This is a genomic window from Nocardia sp. No.11, assembly GCF_038752175.1.
Lineage (GTDB): Bacteria > Actinomycetota > Actinomycetes > Mycobacteriales > Mycobacteriaceae > Nocardia > Nocardia canadensis.
In genome coordinates this window covers 1-21,189 of sequence record NZ_JBCGFB010000046.1, presented here as the reverse complement: position 1 = coordinate 21,189, position 21,189 = coordinate 1, and the positions used below count along the sequence as shown (strand labels likewise).

The following is a 21,189-nucleotide window of genomic DNA, read 5'->3' as shown; positions in this document are numbered from 1 at the left end:
GTTGGCGGCCGTCGCGGCGAGATGGTCGATGCCCAGCACTGCGGCACCGGTCACGGAGCGCGCGCTGTGGACGCGCGGCGTGGGCTTGTTCTCAGCTCAGGACGAAGTGGGGCCCAGAGTTGCGCGGACGGCGTCGAACCAGGCCTGGGTGTCGACGAGGCCCTTCTCGTTGTCCTTGCGGCCGCCGGTGAAGCCGAAGAGGTCGGCGGCGAAGCGGCTCAGGACGGTCTTGTCGGTCTCGTCGAGTCCGGTGAGGACCTCGGTGTCGCCGAGCAGGTAGGCGACGACGGCTACCTGGCCCGCGGGCCAGGTCTCGCGGTGGGCCGACCAGCCGTCGGAGCGTACGGCGCGGGCCTTGCTCAGCAGGTCCTCGCGCAGGGCGTCGCGATCTGCGTCGCTGGGCCGACGTGGCTTGCCCCAGGTGATCCGTTTCGCGTTCGACATGGCGATCCTCTCGCTGGAGCGTCCCGGGGTCGACAACCCCGGACTTGCCTCGACTGTCCCAGATCGAGGAACGCGGACAGCCCACCGGCCCGCCCCACGGGCGATTCGGTGGGCGGTCGCGCCGGCTACCCGGCGCGCAGGAACCGGCCGACGCGCTCGGTGCCGAGCACGGGATCCTTGCTACCCGCGCCGAACACGTACAGCCCGCCGACGAACACCGCGGTCACGGTCTCGTCGTTGCGGTTGACCATGCGCGGCAGGTTGTCGAATTCCGGGATCGGATTCTCCGCGTAGGCGTCGAGGCTGTCGTCGAGGTGGGCCGGGTCGATAACGACAGCGTCGGCGCGGTCGCCGACCCGCAGATGACCCGCGTCGAGCCCGTACCAGTCGGCCAGCTCGCCGGTGATCCGGTGCACCGCGTGCTCGATCGTCATGAACGGGGCGCCCGCGCGCTCCGCGTCGGCGACCCGCCGCAGCAGGCGCAGGCCGAAGTTGTAGAAGGCCATGTTGCGCAGGTGCGCGCCCGCGTCGGAGAAGCCGAGCTGGATTCCGGGATCGGCGGCGAGGACATCGAGCACCGCGGGCCGGTGGTTGGAGATGGTGGTTCGCCAGCGCAGCTTCGATCCGTGCTCGACGACCAGGTCGAGGAAGGCGTCGACCGGGTGCACGCCGCCGCGATCGAGGCCGACCTGGCCGAAGGTCTTGCCGACGACGGTGGGGTCGGGGCACTCGACGATGTCGGCGTCGAAGAAATCGCGGTGCCAGACCCGGGGACCGTACTTCTGGTCGTAGTCCTTGCGGAACCGGCGCCGGTACTGCTCGTCCTGCATGAGGTGGCGCTGCTCGTCGATGTGGTTCGACAGGTGTAGTGCCGCCGCGCCGGAACCGAATTCCTCGAAGATCGGCAGGTCGATGCCGTCGGAGTAGACCTCGAACGGCACCGGCAGGTGCTGCCACCGGAAGTCGCCCTTCAGCGCGTTGATCGCGCGGGCCAGCAGCGGAAACACCTTGGCCACACCGGGAATCGCCTTGATGTCGGCGGCGGAGAGCAGGCTCACCTTCAGCGGCTTGCGCCACAGGCCGATGCTGCTCGCCGCCATCGCGATCATCGTGTCGGCCCGGTTGACGTCGGGCCCGCCCTGGAGTGCGCGACCGCGAGTCCGCAGGATGGTGTTGAGTGTCTTGCGTTCGGCCCGGGTCGAATACGTGGAGGGCAGCGTGCGTGAGCGGCACATTTCGCCGTCGAGTTTGTCGAACAGCAGCCGCTGCGAGGACATCCCGACGAAGCCGGCGTCGAGCGCCTCGGTCAGCTTGGTGGCCATCGCGGCGAGTTCGATGTCACTGGGCTCGACGTCCTTGCGGGTCGCCCGGTCCAAGCCCATCACCGCGGACCTGATGTCGGAGTGCCCGATGAAGCTCGCCACGTTGGGTCCCAGTGGCAAGGTGTCGAGGGCGGCGGCGTATTCGGCCGCGCTGTGCCAGGACTTGGTCTCCTCCACCGCGCGCACCACGTGGGGGCGCGGAATCGCCTCGACCCGGCCGAACAGGTCACCGGCGATCTCGCCGTCGACGTGCACCGTCGACAGCGAGCACGAACCGAGCAGCACGGTGGTCACCCCGTGGCGCACCGATTCCGACAGCGACGGATCGAGCAGTACCTCGACGTCGTAGTGGGTGTGGATGTCGATCATGCCGGGCACGACCCACTTGCCGGTGGCGTCGACGACCCGGGCGCAGCCGGTCTCGTCGAGTGGCGTCGCCGAGATCTCGGCGACCTTGCCGTCCTTGATGCCGAGGTGGCGGATGGCGGACGCGGCCCCGGTGCCGTCGAACCAGCGGCCGCCCTTGATGATGCTGTCGAACATAACCGTTCCCTCTTACAGCGCGAGATCGCGTCGGGTGACTTTGCCTGTCGCGTTGCGCGGCAGGGCTTCGGTGGTGAACCGCCATCGGGCGGGCACCTTGAAGTAGGCGAGCCGCGCGGCGACGAAGTCGCGCAGTTCGTCCGGCTCGACCGCGCCGGGCTCGGCGACCACCACGGCCGCCACCTCCTGGCCGAGATCGGGATGGGCGACGCCGAAGACCGCGCACTCGGCGACGGCGGGATGCTCGGACAGCACGTTCTCGATCTCGGTGGGGTAGACGTTCTCGCCGCCGCGCAGGATCAGGTCGGTGCGCCGGCCGGACACGGTGAGCCTGCCGTCGGTGACAGTGCCGAAATCGCCCGAGCGCAGCCAGCGTGCACTGTCGATGGCCTTGGCGGTCGCGGCCTCGTCGTTCCAGTAGCCGAGCATCACGTACGGGCTGCGGATGCAGATCTCGCCCTCCTCGCCGTCGGGCACGACCGCGCCCTCGGCGTCGCGGATCTCCACCGCCACCCCGAAGATCGGCCTGCCGACCGAGGCGTCGTCGGCGACCAGATCCAGCGGCGTGGCCACCGTCGCGGCGGTGCCGCTCTCGGTGAGCCCGTAGCTGGTGGTCAGCGCGAACTGCAGGGACGGGATCTTCTCGCGCAGGCTGGCCAGCAGCGCGGGCGAGGACGGCGCCGAATTGAGCGACAGCGCGCCCAGCGAGGACAGATCGTGCTGGGAGACATCGTGATCCAGCAGCCGCGAGGCCATGGTCGGCACGGCGGCCCAGTTGGTGACCCGCTCGCGCTCGACCAGGTTCAGCACCCGGCCGACCTCGAACGCGCCGTGCGGGAACACCGCGGCCGCGCCGGTCACCAGCCGGGGAATGACCAGGTTGTGCAGGCTGGCGATGTGGAACAGCGGCGCGGTGACCAGGTAGCGGCGATCGCTCGGCGCGTCGCTGGGCGGCTGACCGGCGAACGCGGCGAGCATCGCGTCGGTGAAGCGGTGATAGTCGCTGATCGCCACCATGTTCCGCTGCGAGTGCACCACGCCCTTGGGCCTGCCGCTGGTGCCGCTGGTGTAGAGGATCACGGCCGGATCGTCTTCGCCCACCGGCGTATTCGGGATCTCGCCGCCGCCGAACTCGGTGATCAGGGCGGGCAGGTCGTCGTCCATGGTGAGGACCGGGATGTCGGTGCCGGTCTCGGCCAGCAGCGCGGCCCGCTTCGCGTCGGCGATCACCACGGTGGGCGCGGTGTGCTCGAGCCCGTAGGCGATCTCCGGCGGCGCCCACCAGGCGTTGTAGCCGACCGGGATGGCGCCCAGGCACTGCGCGGCCCAGAAGGCGATCACCCAATCCGGGCCGTTGGCGGCCAGGATGCCGACCCGGTCGCCCTTGCCGACGCCGTAGCGGGTCGCCAGCGCGGTGGCCAGCGCGCCGGCCGCCGCGGCGTGCTCGGTGAAGGACAGCCGCCGGTCCTCGGTGATCAGGTAGTCACGCTCCCCCCAGCCCAGCGAGTGTTCGAGCAGTTCGCGCAGGCTGCGGCGGCGGTGCGCCAGCACCGGAATCGGCACGCCGAGCACCGGTTCGACGGTCAGTTCGAAGGGCGCGCCGGGCGCGGTCAGGCCCGCGGCGACCTTGGCCACGAATTCCTGTGGGTCCACTACATCGGTCATGGTCTTGTTCTCCATCAGGGAATGAGGACGGCGCGTCCGCGGATCGCACCCGCGTCGAGCCGGTCGAAGGCGGTGCGGGCATCGGCGAGGTCGAAGCGTTCGACCTCGGCGCGGACCTTGCCCGCGGCGGCCAGCGCGATGACGTCGACGAGGTCGCTTCTGGTGCCGCCGTAGGACTTACGCACCGTGGCACCCCAGGGCAGGCCGGGGCCACCGGCCGGACCGGAGTCGATGCCGGGGATGCCACCGGCCAGACCCACCATCCGGTAGGCGCCGTTGGGCGCGACGGTTCGCACGGCCAGCTCGGCCGTGGCGTCGGCGCCGACGAAGTCGAACACCGCCTCGGCGCCGCGTCCGCCGGTGAGCTCGAGAATGGTGGCCGCGGTGTCGTCTCCGGCGGTCAGCGCGATGTCGGCGCCGCAGGCGGTGGCCAGGGCCAGCTTGTCGGGATCGACGTCGACCGCGATCACCCTGGTCTCGGTGAGCGCCTTCAGCAGCTGGACGGCGACGTGGCCGAGGCCGCCGATGCCGATCGCGACCGCGGTCGCGCCCGGCCACAGCTGATCCAGCGCGCCGCGGATGGCGTGCATCGGGGTGAGCGCCGCGTCGGCCAGCGGGGCAGCCTGCGCGAAATCCATGTCGCCGATCGGGACGAACGAGCGCACCGGGATCCGCACGTACTCGGCCATGCCGCCGTCGGGGCCGAGGCCGGGGCACGGCGGCATGGCCGTACGCCCCGCCGCCAGACAGACGTTCTCGTTGCCGTGCAGGCACTCCCGGCACTCGCCACAGGACCAGCACAGGTAGACGAGCCCGCGCTCGCCGACCCGGCGGCCCGCCACCCGCGACCCGACCGCCTCGATGGTGCCCGCGATCTCGTGACCGAGGGTGAGCGGCTGCTCGCTCATCGGGAACGGCAGGCTCAGCACGAACGAATCCGAGTGGCAGATCCCGGCCGCACCGACCCGCAGGAGCAGATCGTCGGGTCCGAGATCGGGCACCGGCACCGTCCGCAGCTCCAGGGTGCCGGGCGCGGTCAGCTGCATGGCGCGCATCGTCATCGCAGCTCCCCCACCGCGTCGAAGGTGGCCTTCAGGTACCGGTCGCAGCGATCGGAGCCGATCAGGCCGGTCGCCATCCGATTCATGGTGTAGGCGAAGGTGATCCGGCGATCCAGGTCGTTGACGACCATCGAGCCGCCGTAGCCCGCCCACCAGCACACCCGGCCGTCGGGAATGTGCGGGAAGGTCTGCGGCCGGGGCAGCCCGTACCCGATGCCGAAACGCAGCGGAGTCAGCAGCGCCAGGTCGATGCCGTCGGCCTGCTCGCGGAAGATCAGATCGATGGTGGCGGGCGAGAGGAACCGCCTGCCGCTGAGCTCACCCGCGGTGGTGAGCAGCGACTGGATCCGGGCCACCGAGCGCGCGTTGCCGTGTCCGTTGGTGCCGCCGATCTCGGCCGCCCGCCACTGCGGCGTCGCCGTCTCGCCGATCTCGAGCCAGGGACTGGTGAGCGTCTTGATCAGCACGCTGTCCTGGTCGAGGGTCGACAGGTCGAACTCGGGCAGCTCCGGCGGGATCAGGGTGGCGATCCGGTCGGCGTGCTCGGGGCCGGTGCCGATGTGGAAGTCGGCGCCCAGCGGGCCCGCCAGTTCCTCGGCGAAGAAGCGACCCAGCGAGCGACCGGTGATGCGGCGCACCAGCTCACCGATGAGATGGCCGTAGTTGATGGCGTGATAGCCCGACGCGGTGCCGGGCTCCCACCAGGGCGCCTGGGTCGCCAGCCGGGCGGCGGCGGCCTCGGTGTCGTAGATGTCGGACAGCTCGATCGGCTTCTCCCAGCCGGACACACCCGAGGTGTGCGAGAGCAGGTGCCGGACCAGGATGGCGTCCTTGCCATTGGCCGCGAACTCCGGCCAGTAGGCGGCCACCCGCGCGTCGAGGTCGAGCTCGCCGCGGTCGACCAGCAGCAGCGCGCACAGGGCGGTCATCGTCTTGGTCACCGAGAAGACGTTGACCAAGGTGTCGGCACCCCACGGCATGGTCCTGTCCGGATCGCGGTAGCCGCCCCAGAGATCCAGGACCGGATCACCGTCCACGGTGACACACAGTGCCGCGCCGACTTCGGAGCCCGCGTCGAGCTCCTCGTCGAAAGCGGCGCGCACACCGGCGAATTCGTCGCGACAGAAGCCGGCGGCGCTCATCGGAGGACCCCGGTGGTCGCGCGCGCGGGCACCGGCAGCGTATTGCCCGCCGCGGCGGCGCGTTTCGCACCGCGCGCCATCTCCTTGGTCATCGCGCGCACATACGGCTCGAATTCGATCTGGATGGTGTGCCGGGGCGAGTCGTAGTAGCGACCGGTGCGCCGGGATTCCTGCTCGCGCAACACCGTATCGATCTCCGCGCGCGGCGGCAGGTGGTAGCGGCCGGTCAGGTACGCGGCGACCAGCTTGCTCTGCTGCTCGGCGAAGTTCACCAGCGTCGGCATCGGCTGGGCCAGGCCGAGATAGAACAGATTGTCCACGCCGGGCTTGTGCATCATCTGGAACAACGGGAACCGGTTGGCGGCGTCGGGGACCAGCGCGGCGTCGGTGAGGAACGGGAAACTGATGTGATAGCCGGTGGCGCACACGATCACGTCGATCTGTTCGCTGCTGCCGTCGGCGAAATGTACGGTGTCGCCGTCCAAGCGGGTGATCGCGGGCTTGCATTCCACGTCGCCGCAGCCGGCCCGGTGCAGGAATTCCTCGCTCGCCGACGGGTGCGCCTCGAACGGCTCGTGGTCGGGTGCCGGCAGGCCGTAGTTGCGCATGTCGCCGCGATTCTTGCGGACGAATCGCTGCTTGAGTTTCAGCGCCACCTTCGCCGGAATCCAGGACGGCATCGAACGCCGGTCGCCGACTTCGCCGTTCACGTATTTGGGCAGTACCCAGACACCGCGGCGAGCCGAGACGAACAGCTTCTCCGCGATGAATCGCTGGGACAGTTCCGAGGCGATATCGAGCCCGGAATTGCCCATCCCCACCACCACGACCCGCTTGCCGCGCATGTCGACCGGATCGAACGGGTCGTTGTAGGCGTGGCTGTGCATCAGCACGCCGTCGAATTCGCCCGGATAGTCGGGGAATCGGGGATTCCAGTGGTGGCCGTTGCACACGATCAGCGCGTCGTAGACCTCGGTGTCGCCCGCCGCGGTGGTCACCCGCCAGAGCCCGGCGTCGTCGCGCTCGGCGGCGGTGACCAGGGTGTTGAACCGGATGTGGTCGCGCAGCTCGAAATGGTCGACGTAGTCCTTGAAGTACTGCAGCAGCTGGGAATGGTGCGGGAAGTGCGGCCATTCCTCGGGCGCCGGGAAGTCCTCGAACTGCAGGCGGTACTTCGAGGTGTCGATGTGCAGACTCTGATAGCAGGCCGACATCCCGTTGGGGTTCTTGTAGTACCAGTTGCCGCCGACTTCGTCGGACGCCTCGTAGCAGTCGAACGGAATTCCGTTCTCGGCCAGCCTTTTGGCGACGGTGATCCCCGAGGGTCCGGCGCCGATGACGCAGACCCGGGGCAATTCGCGTGTATTCATGCACAACTCCTGAACAGCGCGGTCACCGATGACCGCGCCGAGTGACGTGAACCACAGCGTAGCGGCTCGCTAGACATGGTGTCTAGTGAATGGGCGGATCGTCTAAGATGAGCCGCATGCCGACCGAACCCGCTGCGCGCCGCGGCTCCCTGCGCGAGGAACAGAAGCGCCTCACCAGGAACAAGATCGTGGAAACCGCGCGCTCACTGTTCGAGACCGAGGGTTACTCCGCGGTCCGGGTCGACGACATCGTCGCCGCCGTCGGCTGTAGCCGGGCCACGTTCTACCTGCACTTCACGAGCAAGAGCGAGGTGCTGCGGGCGATCGCCAACGAGGGCACGCTGACCAGCGTCCGGGAGTTCTACGCCGACCTGGACCGGGTGCTCACCACCGGCTCCAGGGCGGCGTTCGAGGAGTGGATGACCCGCGCGATCTACTGGTTCCTCACCAACAAGGACATGCTCCCGGCCTGGGACGAGGCCACCGCGCTCGAACCGGAGTTCCGCGCGGTCGCCCGCGAGGGGATCATGACGCTGGCCGACAGCATGCCCGCCTACCTCGCCCGCTGGCCCGAACAGCGCCGCGACGAGGCCAGGCTGCGGATCGAACTGCTCGTCGCCCAGCTGGAGCGGTTCTTCACCCGGTGGGCCATGCAGGGCGTCATCGACGTCACGGCCGAGAAGGCCGCCACCGTGCTCACCGACGTCTGGTTCCCCGCGCTGCAGGCGCCGGCCGAGTAGGCGCTAGCGGGTGGGCCAGCCACCGTTGCGTTTGCTCTGATCGATCTCGTCGTCGCCGCCGGCCAGGTGCTGGATCCCGAGCTTCTCGGCGAACAGGTGCCGCTGGGTGATCCAGCCGAGCAGCGCCAGCCCGATCCAGGCCAGCACGGAGGTCACCTGCTGCCAGCCGGGCTCGGGATCGCGCAGGAACGCCAGCGAATCGCTCATCCGGCCCAGGCCGCTGACCACCATGCTGGCGCCGCCGATCGAGGTCAGCCACAGCAGCGCGCGGGCGCGGAACTTCTCGGCCAGGAACGCGCCTGCCACGCACATGGCCAGCGCGACGATCATGCTCAGCGCGACGTTCTTGTCGCCCGGCTGCAGGACCGTCGCCAACTTGGTGCCGATCATCGCGCCGGTCAGGCCGCCGATGAAATACGACGCGAAGCGGAACACCAGCGAGGTCACCACCCACGACGACACCGCGCCGATCAAGCCGACCAGCACCAGCCACGCCAGCGAGGCGTTGAACAGGTCGGCGATCATCCAGCCGAGGCCGAAGCCGATCGCCAGGATGCCCAGGTGGACCGAGCGGATCCCGTAGAAGCACAGCAGCGCTCCGACGATCACGACGACGATGCCATTCATAGCGTCCACGCTAGAACTCCGGGCGCCACCCCGGTTCACCCGATTCGGGTGAGGTGGACGCCGCCGGATCGGCGCACGATCAGGCCATGGGATCAACACCTGCGCTGGGCCCGGTCGATTTCCTCGTGCTCACCTTCCCCGGCACCGCCGTCGACGCGACCGTCGCCGACGCGCTCGCCGAGGTGGTCGGAAACGGCCTGGTGACGCTGCTCGATCTGATCGTGCTGACGATGGACGAAGCGGGCACGATCACCGAATCGGAGATCGACGACGACCTGGTCGAGGTGGGTCTCACCGGGCTCACCGCCGCCGACATCGACCTGGTCAGCGCGGCCGACGTGGAAGTCGTGCGCACCTCGATGGCGCCCGGCAGCACCGCGGTGATCCTGGTCTTCGAACAGACCTGGGCCGCGCGGCTGGCGGCCGCGGTACGCGACGCCAGGGGTGAGGTGACGCTGCACGTTCAGGTGCCGCGCGATGTCGTCGAGTCCGCGGTCTCCGCGGCGACGACCGGCTGAGGAGGAACCAGCATGCCACTACGAAGGGGCCGCGCCGGACGGCCGGGACTCCTGGGCACGATCGCCCGCACCGCGGTCGTCGCCGGCACCGCGACCGCCACCTCCAACGCCGTGAACAACCGGGCGGCCAGGAAACGCTCGGCCGAGCAGCAGACCGCCGCCCCGCCACCCGCGGCCGCCGCACCGCCGCCCCCGGCGTATGCCGCGCCGCCCCCGGTGTACGCCGCGCCGCCACCACCCGCCGCACCGGTCGATCTGGTCGGGAAGTTGAAGGAGCTGAGCGACCTGCATTCGGCCGGTGCGCTCTCCGATGCCGAGTTCGCCGCCGCGAAGGCACAGCTGCTCGGCTGAGACCCCGCGCGACAGCGCCCCCGGCCCTGGGCGGCCGGGGCGCTGTTCATGAACCCCGAGCTGGGTCTCAGGGTGTGACGATCGGGAACCGCGGGTCGGGGGTCTCGATCACGCCGACCAGGGCTTTCAGGACCGACTGGTCGCCGTCGACCGTGACGCCTGCGAAGCCCTGGCCACCGAGCCCGGCCAGCAGTTGCGCCTTGGTCAGCGTCAGGGTGAGGTCGGCGGGACCGCGCAAGGGCGCGTACTCGGAGGCGGTCCGGTGGGTGAGCGCGCCGTTGGACATGGTCAGCCGGGTGACCGTGCCGCTGTCGGTCAGGTTCAGGTCCAGCACGAAGTCCGATTCGGCGGCGCGCAGGCCGTCGACCCGGATCGCGATCGAGTCGATGATCATGTCGATCGTCAGCGCCGCCAGCATCTGCGGATCGGCGGTGTCGAGGGTGACCGGGGTCGGGCCGTTGCGCAGCTCGGTCGCGCCGACCAGGAAGAAGTTGCGCCAGGTCCCGTTCTCGCTGCCGTAGCCGAGGGTCTGATAGACCTCGGCCAGCGCTTCCTTGGCCGCCGTGTTGCCCGGGTCGGCGAAGACGGCGTGATTGAGCAGCGTCGCCGCGAACCGGTGGTCGCCCTCGGCCGCGTACGCCCGCCCCTTGGCCACGACCGCCTCGACACCGCCGTAGTCGGCGACGTAGCGCTTGGCCTGCTCCACCTCGGTGTGCTCCCACAGATGCGCCGGATTGCCGTCGAACCAGCCGAGATAGCGCTGGTAGATCGCTTTCACGTTGTGGCTGAGCGAGCCGTAGTAGCCGCGGTTGGCCCAGATGCCGTCCAAGCCGGGCGGGAAGGTGAGGACCTCCGCGATCTCCGGGCCGTTGAGACCCTGGTTGAGCAGGCGCAGGGTCTGATCGTGCAGGTAGGCGTACATGTCGCGCTGACCGGCCAGCCATGCGGTCCAATTGTCGGCGCCCCAGGTCGGCCAGTGGTGGGAGGCGAAGGCGACATCGGCCCGGTCGGCGAAAAGGGCGATGGCCTCGTCCAGATAGCTCGACCAGATCCGCGAGTCGCGGACGAGTGCGCCGCGCAGGGTGAGCACGTTGTGCATGTTGTGGGTGGCGTTCTCGGCCATGCACAGGGCGCGGCGGTCCGGGAACAGGAAGTTCATCTCGGCGGGTGCCTCGGTACCGGGGGTGAGCTGGAAGAGGATGCGGACGCCGTCGACCACTTCCTCCTGGCCGGTGCGGGTGATGTCCACGGTCGGCGGGATCAGGGTGACCGTGCCGGTGGAGGTGGTCATCCCCAGGCCGCAGCCGAGCTGGCCGTCGGGAGCCTTGGCCAGGCCGGTGCCGTACATGAAGATCGCGCGCCGGGTCATCGCGTTGCCCGCGTAGACGTTCTCGCTGACGGCGTGCTCGAGGAAGCCCTCCGGGGCGATGATCGGCACCTTCGGATGCCCTTCGGGCACGACGCCGCGCGCGCCGCCGAAGTGGTCGGCGTGCGAATGCGTGTAGATCAGGCCGGTGACCGGGCGGTCACCGCGATGCTTGCGATAGATCGCGAGTGCGGCGGCCGCGGTCTCGGCGGAGATGAGCGGGTCGATGACGATCACGCCCCGGTCGCCCTCGACGATCGTCATGTTCGACAGGTCGAAGTTGCGCACCTGGTAGATGCCCTCGGTGACCTCGAAAAGGCCCTGGATGTTGCACAACTGGCTCTGGCGCCACAGGCTCGGGTCGGCCGTCGGCGGGCACCGGTCGTCGAGGAAATCGTAGGCGCCGATATCCCACACCACCCGGCCGTCCGCCGCGGTGATGACCGGCGGGTCGAGCTTGTCGATCAAGCCCCGATTGGCGTTGTCGAAGTCGGTCGTGTTCCCGAAGTCCGGATACGTGCCCATGGTCCACCCTTGCCTCGTCGGAATCCTGGCGGTCCCGCGACCGTATCCGCGCGGGACGGGCGGGAAATCACCCGTTGTGGGTGAGTTCGGGCGGTATCAGATCAGGCCGACGCGGCGGGCGCTGCCGATCGCGTCGGCGCGGGCGTTGACGCCGAGCTTCTGGTAGATGCCGCGCAGGTGGGTCTTCACGGTGTTCACCGAGACGCCCATGTTCGCGGCGATATTGATCGCGGTCATGCCGGACGGGAGCTGGCGCAGCACCGCCAGCTCGGTCTCGGTGAGCTGCGGCGCGTCGGTGGCGGGCGCGCGATGCGAACGGACCAGGTCGACGAAGGCGTCGAAGCGTCCGAACCGCCCGCCCAGGCGGTCGAGGGTCTCGGCCGCGCCGGGCACGTCGAGGAACGGGCGGATCAGCCGTTCGCCGCACGCGAGGGCGAGTGCCTGCTCGAACGCGTCCTCGGCCTTGCGCGGCCGGTCCAGCCGGTCGGCGGCGACGCCCTCCAGCAGCCTGGCGGTGACCAGGGCGCCCGCCGTCAGCCGCGGGGCTCCGCCGAGCAGCGGCTCGAGGATGGTCAGCGCCGCGCTGGGCCGATGGGTGTAGACGGCCAGGGCCGCCTCGGCGACGGCCAGCTGCGGGGTCGACCCGAACACCCGGGTCGCGTGATCGACCAGGTGCTGGGCGTCGGTCTTGGCCTGTAGACGCAGCAGCACCCACAGCACATCGGTGACCAGCGTGCCGATGCCGAAGGCCGCCGGGGAGTCGTCGAGCAGGCGGTGGGTCTGGGTACAGAGCAGGGTCGCGGCGGCCGCGCGATCGGGGGCCGCGTCGAACATCAGCACGCCGGTGATCACGGCGGCCTGCCGGGCGGGCGCCGGGGCGCTCGCCTCCGCCGCCGGCCCACCGGGCTGACCGGGCAGTGGCAGTTGCACGGCCTCGCCTTGCTGGTACGCACCGTAGGCCTCGATCAGCCGGGCGAACACGCCTTCGGGGGCCTGCGCCAGGTCGTAGCGATCGGCGCAGTCGCGCGCGGCGGCGGCCAGGGCTCGCAGGTCTCCGACCCGGCCCGCGTACCCGGCGGCGACCGCGACCGCGGTCCGGGCCCGCACCGCGACGCTGCCGAGCCCTACTTCCTCCGCGTGCACGATGGCGTGCCGCAACGCGGCGATGCCGCTGTCGATCGCGCCGCCGGTGACCTCGGCGGTACCGCAGTGCAGCGCGGCGTAGCAATCCAGGTCGGGTTGGCCGGTCACCGCGGGCAGCGGCCAGCTCATCGAGGCCGAATCCCCCACCAGCACAGCCAGCCCCGCGCTGACCGCCCGGTCCAGTGAGACCGTCCAGGCATCGGGAACCAGCCGCGAGACCTGCTCGGACCCGAGATGCGCGGCCTCGAGATAGACCTCGGCGGCGGCGATCTCGCCCGCCTCCACCGCGACCGCCGCGCGTAGCAGCCGCACGAAGGTGTCCTCGGTCGCATCCGGCAGATACTCCATGGCGGCGAGCACCTGCTGGCCCGCGCCGTCGAGGACCATGCGCGGGCCCCAGTCCCGCAGGAACGACACCAGGCCGGGCGCGCCCGGTTCGGCCAGGACGTGCTCGAGCGCGGGGCCCGGCAGCGCGGCCGCCCCGAACCACTCGGCGACGCGACGGTGCACGGTGGGCAGGCGGTCGGCCCGCGAGTGCGCGGCCTCGGCCAGCAGATACGCCCGCAGCAGCGGGTGGTAGCTGTGCCAGAGCTGACCCGCGTCGGCCACGGTCTGCATGGGGAAGTTGGCCCGCAGCAGTTCGTCGACGATCCGGGCCGCGTTCTCACCGGCCAGCTCCTCCGCCAGCGGCAGGCAGAACCGGGTGGGAATCGCGGTGACCAGCAGGAAATCCAGGGTCGACGTGGGCAGCGACTGCATCAGCTCCGCGACCAGGAAATCCGCGACCGCGTGTGACGGCCGGGCCAGCGTGGTGAGCGCGGTATCGCGATCCTCGCCGTTGGCGGCCACGTAGATCGCGGCGATCCGGACCAGCGCGGCCCAGCCGCGGGTCAGCGAGTGCACCGTGGCGAGCTCGTCGTCGTCGAGCCGGCAGCCGTGCTGGGCGAACAGCTGGACGATCCGCTCGGGCGAGAGCGCCAGTTCGCCCACACCGATCCGGGTCAGCCTGCCCCCCAGCTCCAGCGCGTGCCAGCGCAATGGCGGATCGAACCGGCCCGCCAGCAGCACGGTGACCGTGCCGGGCAGGTGCGCGAGCAGGTACTCCAGGCCCGCCAGCTGCAGCGGGTCGGTGATCAGGTGGGCGTCGTCGAGCACCAGGACGGCGTGCTCGGCCCGCGCGGCCAGCGCGTCGACCAGGTCGGCGGCCTGGTCGGCCGGGGTGCGCAGGGTCGTGTCGACGGCGTCGGCGGGGCGGTGCAGGAGCCGCGCGATCGTGGGGAGCAGCTCGCCGCTGTCCGCCAGGCGCGCGGTGACGGTGAGCCAGCCGACGGTGGCCGCGCGAGCCTTGCGTGACCGGGTCACCCAGTCGACCAGGGCGACGGTCTTGCCGCTGCCCGCCGGGCCGGACACCAGCACCGTGTGCCCGCCCGCGGCGTGCGCGCGGTCGAGCCGGGCGGCGAGGTCGCCGGAGCGCACGGAGGCGAAGGACAGCTCGGGAATCTGGACACCGACCGCCGAGACGTCGTCAGCTAACGCGCGGTACGAGGTTGCCACCACCACACTCCTCAGCTCGTCATCTCCCCGCGGGGTCGATCCACCAGCAGGTTCGACGGTAGGCCAAACGCGACCAGCGCGTTCGCCGGTGGTGCGGCGTCGACGCGCTCGTTATGAGATCGACGTCATCGTGAGGGTTTGCCGCAACCGGCTATCGTTCGGCAACCTCACGATCAATCGGGCAGGCGAGACATTCCGAGCAGGGTGAGCCCGAGGACATCGATGCGGGCGAGCACGCCGCGCATGGCGGTGTTGTCGGCCAGCTCGCCGTAGAGGGTGGTGGTTCCGGTCGGCGAATGGGCGCTACGCCGAAGCTCCGGGAACGCGGCGACAGCACGTTCCGTGAGTTCGCCCTCGATGACGAACTGGTAGCGAACCGCATCCGACGTCGGCATGTGTCCAGTCTCGACGACAGCCGCCGCGATCGCCTCATCCGCACGGGATGATTCCGGCGTCACCTGTGACGAAGCGGTCGCGACAATTTTAAACAGTCGTTTTTCTGTTTCCCGGACAGCGCGGCGACCGGGTCGATAGTGTCGCCACACCCACAGCGGTGGGACAGCGCGATACAGGAGAACAACCATGCAGACCAACCAGGCTCGGCGGGCCGGCTTCGGACTCACAGCTTTCACCGCGGTCGCCGCGGCAGGCGTCCTGGTGGCGCCGCAGGCCTCGGCACTCGTCCAGGGTGTCACCGTCAGCGGCAGCACCCACTACGTCGGCACGGCCTACACCGTCACCGCCGATGTCACCGCGACGTCGTTCCTGTTCAAGGTGACCTTCACCGACAACGGCACCCAGATCGGCGAGCCGGTCTCGGTCTCCGACGGCAAGGCCACCATCACCTGGACCCCGACGACCCCCGGTTCGCACGAGATCAAGGCCGTGCAGGAACTGATCAGCTCCAAGACCGTCACCGTCGAGGTCACCACGAAGCCGACGACGCCCGGCGGCGGCACCGGCACCGGCTCGGCCGACCTGGGCGGTCTGCTGACCGGCTCGGCNCACCGTCGAGGTCACCACGAAGCCGACGACGCCCGGCGGCGGCACCGGCACCGGCTCGGCCGACCTGGGCGGTCTGCTGACCGGCTCGGCGGGCTGACCCGACCCGACACGCCTCGACGGCCGCCGCGGACTACCGATCCGCGGCGGCCGTCGACGTATCGGGCCTCAGGCCTGGTCATAGGCCTGTTGCAGAGCGGCGATGTCGAGCTTGGACATCGACCGCAGCGCGGTGCCGACCGCGATGACCCGGTCGGTGTCGCCGCTCATCAGCTTCGGCAGCACCGAAGGCACGACCTGCCAGGACAGCCCGAACCGGTCTTTCAGCCAGCCACACGGGCCGGGCTCGCCGCCCTCGGACAGGGTGTCCCACAGCCGGTCGACCTCGTCCTGGGTGTCCACGACGACCTGCAGCGAGGCGGCGTCGGTGTGCGGATGCGCCGGTCCGCCGTTCATCAGCGTGACGGCCTGACCGTCGAGATCGAGGGTGACGATGAAGGCCGAGCCGTCGGCCTGCCGGGTGACCTCGACGACGCGCGAATTCGGCACCGTCGCGGCGTAGAGCTCACCGGCCGCTTCGGCGTCGGTATCGAACCAGAGGAAGGTGTTGACGGACATGATGTGCTCCTTCGGGAGGGTGATGCGCAGGCTTGCTGTCACCCACTGGTCGGAGCCGAGCACGCGGTCTCGACACATCCATCGAAGTTCTCTCTACTTTTTTCGCGGGAGGGTTCTGGCGTAGTTCACGCCGCGCTCGACCCACTCGCGCAACACCGCGTCGTCGGCGACGGCGGCGGTGTCGACCCGCAGCCAGCCCACCATCTCCCGCCCGCCCATCACCATCGGCGACACCGACAGCCCGTCGACGAGCGACTCCCCCTCGGCCCGGTCGACCCGCACCAGCAGCCCGCCCTTGCCGCTGGCGGCGACGGCCATATTGCCGCCGACCAGGAACGCGAGTCCACCGAACATCGGTTGCTCGACCAGATCCGGTCCGGGGTAGACGATCTCCCGGATGCGCTCGGCGAGTTCCTCGTCATAGGCCATGGACCCAGTGTGCGCCGGGGCACCGACAGTTTTCAGAGGCCGAGGGCGGCGGCGAACATCGGCCACGAATCGTGCACGTCGTCCTGCCAATACGGCCAGGCGTGGGTGCCCGCGGTCCGGAAACGCACGTCGGCGGGGATACCGAGCTGGGCCAGCCGGGCCGCCATCGGGCCGGTGCAGCTGCCCGCGACGGCCTCCATCGTGCCGCCGACCAGCAGCCGGTCGACCAGCACGCCGAGATTGCCCGCGATGCTCGGATCGTTGATCGCCTCGTGCTGACCCGGGATGCCGTTGCCGGCGGACAGGTAGATCGCGGTGCCGCGCAGGCGTTCGGCCTGCACGACCGGGTCGTTGCCGATCCAGGCCGGGTCGATCGGGCCGCCCCACATGTTGGTGGCGTCCGCGGCGAAGGTCGCCAGCTGGGCGCGAACCAGCGCCTGCGCCAAGGGGTTCGCGGTCTGAGTGCACCCGCTGAACGCGCCGACCGCGCGGTAGAGGCCGGGCGCGGCGATGGCCAGGTTCAGCGCCGAGGTGGCCGACATCGACAGCCCGGCGACCGCGTTGGCGCCGGTCATGCCGAAGCGCTGATCGAGCAGCGGTGGGAGTTCGCCGGTGAGGAAGGTCGTCCACTTGTTGCGGCCCAGGATCGCGTCGTCGCGCTGCCAGTCGGTGTACATGCTGGCCCGGCCGCCGATCGGGACCACCACATTGACCGGCTTGTCGGCGAAGAAGTCCACCACGTCGGTGCGGCGCATCCAGGGCCCGCCGCTCTCCCCGCCGTCGACCGCGTTCAACAGATACAGGGCGGGCGCTCCCGCGCCGGGATGCGACAGCCACAGCGTGATCGGGCGGTTCATCGCCGCCGAATACACGACCACTTCGTATTGCCTGCCACCGAGCGGCCGGACGTCGATGATCCCCGCCTCCGCCACCGCGCGCGGCGCGATCACGAACCCACAGCCGAGCAGCACGAGCACACCGCACAGGAGCCGACGCATACCCCGAGCATGCCCTACCGAACGGCCGATATCCGGCATTGACGGGCTCGTGTCCGCCGTCGCGCACGGCGTCGGCAAACCTAGAGCATCCCCGCTGTCGCACCCTCGGGCAGGACCGCGCGCAGCACCTCGCCGAGCGCGGAGGCGGTGACGCCGAAGGTGGTGCGCAGTGCGGAATCGTCGGCAACGAACTCCCGGTGCGACATGTGCGCGGTCTCGAAGAGTTCGCCCCAGAACGGATCACCCTGCGCCAGTTCGGCGATCTCGGCGTCCGCCAGCACAGCGAGGTCGGGCTCGGGCGCACCGGCCAATGCCGCCAGCCGGCCCGCGACCGTGCGCACGGTGGTGGTGATCATCGGCGCGTGCCAGGCACGACCCCACGCGCGATCGTCGCGGGCGACGGCGACCAGCGCCGCCGCGGCGTCGTCGATCGCGGTGAACGAATGCGTCAGGTCCAGCGCCTGCGGCACCTTCGCCGGTGCGCCCGCGAGCACCGCGGGCTGCACCAGCAGGGAGAAGACCGAGACCGCGCCCGCGCCGAGGAACTGGCCTGCCCGCACCTCGGTGACCCGCAGCCTGCCCGCCTCGTGCGCGGCCAGCGCCTCGGTCCACATCCTGGCTCTGACCTCGCCCTTGCTGCCGGTGGCGGCCAGCGGGGTCGCCTCGTCGACGATGCCGTCGACGGGTCCGTAGCCGTAGAGATTGCCCATCATCACCAGGTTCGCGCCGGTGGCCTCGGCGGCGGACCTGATCGAACCGAACAGGGGCGGAACGGTTTCCGGCCACGTGTGATACGCGGGCATGGCGAGGTTGAACACGGTCTCGGCACCGGTGGCCTGCGCGATCAGCGCGGTGGTGTCGGTGGCGTCGAGGGCGACGCGGTCGATGCCGGGGTGGTCGGGACCGAGGCCGCTGCGGCTGATCATCGTCACGCGGTCGCCGGACTCGGCGAGGCGCAGTGCTGTGGCGGACGCGGTCGCCCCGCGACCGATCACGACATACTTGGTCATGTGAATTCTCTTTTCCAGCAATGTATTTCAGGCGATTCGGCGCTGTTCGCCGGGTGCACTGTCAACGATGCCGGGCGGGAGCGGGCTAGACTAGTGGCCGGAATGCCAGCTATCCCAAGGATCAGGCCATGAAGACTGTCGCCGTCGTCGCGGTTCCCCCGGTGAAGTCGTTCGATCTGGCCATGCCGGGATCGCTGATGGAATCGGTGACGATCGACGGCGCGCCCGGCTATCGCGTGCTGGTGTGCACCGCCGAACCCGGTGTGGTGCTCGCGAACTCGGGTGGGTTCGACGTGGTGATCCCGCACGGGCTCGACGTCCTCGAGTCGGCCGACACCGTGATCGTGCCCAGCACCGGCGCCCGGACCGACGCCGAACCGGCCATCCTGGCCGCGCTGCGCGCCGCCGTCGACCGGGGCACCCTGGTCACCTCGATCTGTAGCGGCGCTTTCGTCCTGGCCCAGGCCGGACTGCTCGACGGGCGGACCGCCACCACGCACTGGGCGCTGGCCGACGAACTGGCGGACGCGCATCCGGGCGTCCGGGTGCGCACCGACGCGCTGTTCGTCGCGGACGGCCCGGTCACCACCTCGGCAGGCGCCGCCGCGGGAATCGACCTGTGCCTGCACCTGATTCGCCAGGACTACGGCGCCACCGTCGCCAACGAGGCGGCTCGGGCCGCCGTGGTGACGCCGGTGCGTCCCGGCGGGCAGGCCCAGTTCGTCGACACCGCGCTGCCGCCCGACGACGACCTCTCGCTCTCGGCCACCCGTGCCTGGGCCCTGACCCGGCTCGACACTCCCCTGTCGCTGCGCGAACTCGCCGAGCACGCCACCACGAGTGTGCGCACGCTGACCCGGCGCTTCCACGAGGAGACCGGGCTCAGCCCGCAGAAATGGCTGGTGCACCAGCGCCTGCACCGGGCCAGGGAGCTGCTGGAATCGACGTCGCTGCCGATCGAGCAGGTGGCCAGGCACAGCGGGATCGGGTCGGCGGAATCGTTGCGGCAGCACATGATCCGCCAGCTCGGCGTCCCCCCGAGCACCTACCGGGCGAACTTCACCAGGGCCCGGTAGGCGGGTAGGGCTGGTATCCCGGCGGTGGGGCCGGGGCGAAGAAGGCGGCGGAGCGGGGGTTCCAGAGCAGGATCACCGCGGCGAGGCCGATGATCACGGTCACCACGGTGAAGGCCATCGATTGCAGGTCGGTCCGGGATCCGGTGGCGAACACGCTGATCACGCTGACAGCCGAGGACAACACATTGAGGCCGAAGAACACCGTGCCGGTGATACGGGCCCAGTTCTTGCCCGCGCGGCAGGCGAAGGCCATCCACACCCACAGCCCCGCCGTCACCAGCGAGACCAGGATCCCGCCCGCGAGCCCCGCGTACACGACGACGTCGAGGTCGTCGCCGCGGAAGACCCCGCCCGAGGCGTCGAGCGCGTCCGAGCGGATCCGGTCGATCGTGGTCAGCAGGTAGGCGGCACTGAGGAGGGTGACCACCGCGCCGGCCAGCATCACGTAGAACGCGATCTGCACATTCTGCGGAACCACTTTCGGGCCCGCGTCGACCGGCGCTGCCGTTGGAAAGGGGGTCGCCGGCGGATAGGGCGACTGCCCGCCCGGCACCGCCGACGGATAGATCGCGGGGCCGGCGCCGGGCCCGGCCTGCGGGTAGGGCCCGCCCGGGTGACCCGTGGCGTGTGGATATGGCTGGTGCGCAGCCGGATTCGGGGAGGGAGCGCTCGCCGCATTCGGCGGGGGCGGGTACGGTGCCCCGGAACTCGGGGGTACCACCGGGGGCGGATACGGCGTGGGCCCCCCGACGCCACTCGGGGACGGTGGCACCGCCGCGCTCTGGTTGGCCGGTGCCTGCGGAATCGCGTCGGGATACGACGTCAGCTCGTCCTGGTGCGGTCGCGGATCCTCGTGGTCCGCCGACGAATCCTGCACGGTGCCCCCTCGCTGTGAAGTCGGGCCCAACTCTAGCCGCCGGAGCCCGTACTCACCGGGCAGCGGCGACGCGCGTCCGACGAGGTCCGCGCACCCGCGCGAGGCCGTCGCGCACAGCGGCGGCGGACCTCGGCGCGGACGCGGACAACTCGGTCAGCGCACCCGGGCGCGGACGAGTTCCCGTGCGGCCGTGCGGTATCGGTCCGCGATCAGGCGGACCACCGCGGGATGGACACCGATCGGCTCGGCCACCCCGTCGGCGCCCGCGTCGTGCAGGCGCTGGTGGAACAGGCCGTGGGCCAGCAGATAGGAGGCGACGAAGACCCGCCCCGCACCCGCTTCCCGCAGTTCGGCGACGACCTCGGGCACCCGCGGCGCCCCGGTCGCGACGTAGGCGATCCGCACCGGCACGCCGAGTTGTTCGGCCAGCATGCCCGCCGCCCGGCGGACGTCCTGGCGGGCTCGCGCGTCCGAAGATCCCGCGGCGGCGAAGACCACCGCGTCACCGGGACGCCAGCCGGCGGCCCGCAGCCGCACCGCCATGATCCTGGTGAGCGCCGGATCGGGGCCCATGGCCGCGGTGACCGCGACCTCGGCGTGTCCGCTCTCGGCGACTTCGCGCGGCACGTCCTGGTAGACGTGGTAGCCCGAGGCGAGGAAGGCGGGCACGACGACGGCCGGACCGTCGAGGTCGCGCAGGACCTCCGACGGTGACGGGCCGAGCACGTCGACGAAGGCGGTCCGCAGCGCCGCGTTGGGCGCCGCGCCGTCGGAGTCCGCGCCCGCGGCGCCGCGCCCCGAAACCGCG

21 protein-coding genes are annotated in these 21,189 nt (G+C 70.6%); 4 read left to right on the top strand and 17 right to left on the bottom strand.

The window, feature by feature from the left end; all coding sequences use genetic code 11:
- Nucleotides 1-96: 96 nt before the first annotated feature.
- From V8688_RS16370 to V8688_RS16345, 6 genes are all read right to left on the bottom strand, one after another.
- Nucleotides 97-444 (bottom strand): hypothetical protein, encoded by a 348-nt coding sequence (locus V8688_RS16370; protein ID WP_218718004.1) that lies wholly within the window; start codon nt 442-444, stop codon nt 97-99.
- A 125-nt stretch (nt 445-569) separates the two neighbouring features.
- The gene (locus V8688_RS16365; protein ID WP_342801154.1) at nt 570-2,309 is read right to left on the bottom strand and encodes an amidohydrolase family protein; all 1,740 of its coding nucleotides are present in this window, start codon (nt 2,307-2,309) and stop codon (nt 570-572) included.
- Nucleotides 2,310-2,321: 12 nt separating this feature from the next.
- A complete protein-coding gene (locus tag V8688_RS16360) occupies nt 2,322-3,974 on the bottom strand; it encodes a class I adenylate-forming enzyme family protein (protein ID WP_218718006.1) in 1,653 nt (550 codons plus the stop codon).
- A gap of 14 nt (nt 3,975-3,988) precedes the next feature.
- On the bottom strand, nt 3,989-5,029 hold the full coding sequence (locus tag V8688_RS16355; protein WP_218718043.1) for an NAD(P)-dependent alcohol dehydrogenase: 1,041 nt from the start codon (nt 5,027-5,029) through the stop codon (nt 3,989-3,991).
- A gap of 2 nt (nt 5,030-5,031) precedes the next feature.
- Nucleotides 5,032-6,177 (bottom strand): serine hydrolase domain-containing protein, encoded by a 1,146-nt coding sequence (locus V8688_RS16350; protein ID WP_218718007.1) that lies wholly within the window; start codon nt 6,175-6,177, stop codon nt 5,032-5,034.
- Nucleotides 6,174-7,547 (bottom strand): NAD(P)-binding domain-containing protein, encoded by a 1,374-nt coding sequence (locus tag V8688_RS16345; RefSeq protein WP_218718008.1) that lies wholly within the window; start codon nt 7,545-7,547, stop codon nt 6,174-6,176. The genes V8688_RS16350 and V8688_RS16345 overlap by 4 nt, the downstream gene beginning before the upstream one ends.
- 116 nt (nt 7,548-7,663) lie before the next feature.
- Between V8688_RS16345 and V8688_RS16340 the strand changes: the two genes are divergently transcribed.
- A complete protein-coding gene (locus V8688_RS16340; protein ID WP_218718009.1) occupies nt 7,664-8,287 on the top strand; it encodes a TetR/AcrR family transcriptional regulator in 624 nt (207 codons plus the stop codon).
- Between the two features lie 3 nt (nt 8,288-8,290).
- On the opposite strand, the gene V8688_RS16335 is transcribed toward V8688_RS16340, so the two are convergent.
- A complete protein-coding gene (locus tag V8688_RS16335) occupies nt 8,291-8,914 on the bottom strand; it encodes a TMEM198/TM7SF3 family protein (RefSeq protein ID WP_218718010.1) in 624 nt (207 codons plus the stop codon).
- Between the two features lie 86 nt (nt 8,915-9,000).
- Here V8688_RS16335 and V8688_RS16330 point away from each other — a divergent pair, with 86 nt between their 5' ends.
- Together V8688_RS16330 and V8688_RS16325 are read left to right on the top strand one after the other, a co-directional pair.
- The gene (locus V8688_RS16330) at nt 9,001-9,432 is read left to right on the top strand and encodes a DUF6325 family protein (protein ID WP_218718011.1); all 432 of its coding nucleotides are present in this window, start codon (nt 9,001-9,003) and stop codon (nt 9,430-9,432) included.
- 12 nt (nt 9,433-9,444) lie between these two features.
- Complete coding sequence (locus V8688_RS16325) at nt 9,445-9,783, top strand: SHOCT domain-containing protein (protein WP_316575858.1); 339 nt, start codon at nt 9,445-9,447, stop codon at nt 9,781-9,783.
- Nucleotides 9,784-9,850: 67 nt separating this feature from the next.
- On the opposite strand, the gene V8688_RS16320 is transcribed toward V8688_RS16325, so the two are convergent.
- The 8 genes from V8688_RS16320 to V8688_RS16285 all read right to left on the bottom strand — a co-directional run bounded on the left by V8688_RS16320 (nt 9,851) and on the right by V8688_RS16285 (nt 18,428).
- Nucleotides 9,851-11,674 (bottom strand): alkyl sulfatase dimerization domain-containing protein, encoded by a 1,824-nt coding sequence (locus V8688_RS16320; RefSeq protein ID WP_316575859.1) that lies wholly within the window; start codon nt 11,672-11,674, stop codon nt 9,851-9,853.
- 96 nt (nt 11,675-11,770) lie between these two features.
- Nucleotides 11,771-14,371 carry a LuxR C-terminal-related transcriptional regulator gene (locus tag V8688_RS16315; RefSeq protein ID WP_218718014.1) on the bottom strand — a complete coding sequence of 867 codons (2,601 nt, stop codon included), beginning with the start codon at nt 14,369-14,371 and terminating at the stop codon, nt 11,771-11,773.
- A gap of 173 nt (nt 14,372-14,544) precedes the next feature.
- A complete protein-coding gene (locus V8688_RS16310; RefSeq protein WP_218718015.1) occupies nt 14,545-14,766 on the bottom strand; it encodes a hypothetical protein in 222 nt (73 codons plus the stop codon).
- 333 nt (nt 14,767-15,099) lie between these two features.
- Nucleotides 15,100-15,336: a hypothetical protein gene (locus V8688_RS16305; protein WP_342801153.1), complete on the bottom strand. Its 237-nt coding sequence runs from the start codon at nt 15,334-15,336 to the stop codon at nt 15,100-15,102.
- A 205-nt stretch (nt 15,337-15,541) separates the two neighbouring features.
- Nucleotides 15,542-15,991, bottom strand: a complete 450-nt coding sequence (locus tag V8688_RS16300) for a VOC family protein (protein WP_316575861.1) — start codon at nt 15,989-15,991, stop codon at nt 15,542-15,544.
- A 93-nt stretch (nt 15,992-16,084) separates the two neighbouring features.
- Complete coding sequence (locus tag V8688_RS16295; protein WP_218718018.1) at nt 16,085-16,420, bottom strand: TfoX/Sxy family protein; 336 nt, start codon at nt 16,418-16,420, stop codon at nt 16,085-16,087.
- Nucleotides 16,421-16,452: 32 nt separating this feature from the next.
- Nucleotides 16,453-17,418: an alpha/beta hydrolase family protein gene (locus V8688_RS16290; RefSeq protein ID WP_218718019.1), complete on the bottom strand. Its 966-nt coding sequence runs from the start codon at nt 17,416-17,418 to the stop codon at nt 16,453-16,455.
- 80 nt (nt 17,419-17,498) lie between these two features.
- Complete coding sequence (locus V8688_RS16285; RefSeq protein WP_342801152.1) at nt 17,499-18,428, bottom strand: NAD-dependent epimerase/dehydratase family protein; 930 nt, start codon at nt 18,426-18,428, stop codon at nt 17,499-17,501.
- A 128-nt stretch (nt 18,429-18,556) separates the two neighbouring features.
- On the opposite strand from V8688_RS16285, the gene V8688_RS16280 reads away from it, so the two are divergent.
- Nucleotides 18,557-19,504 (top strand): helix-turn-helix domain-containing protein, encoded by a 948-nt coding sequence (locus V8688_RS16280; RefSeq protein WP_342801151.1) that lies wholly within the window; start codon nt 18,557-18,559, stop codon nt 19,502-19,504.
- Here V8688_RS16280 and V8688_RS16275 read toward each other — a convergent pair.
- Both V8688_RS16275 and V8688_RS16270 read right to left on the bottom strand, forming a co-directional pair.
- Nucleotides 19,488-19,982, bottom strand: a complete 495-nt coding sequence (locus V8688_RS16275; protein WP_218718022.1) for a hypothetical protein — start codon at nt 19,980-19,982, stop codon at nt 19,488-19,490. The two genes, V8688_RS16280 and V8688_RS16275, sit on opposite strands and share 17 nt — an antisense overlap.
- Nucleotides 19,983-20,534: 552 nt before the next feature.
- Nucleotides 20,535-21,189: CbiX/SirB N-terminal domain-containing protein (locus tag V8688_RS16270; protein WP_342801150.1), on the bottom strand; the 655-nt coding region annotated here is incomplete at its 5' end.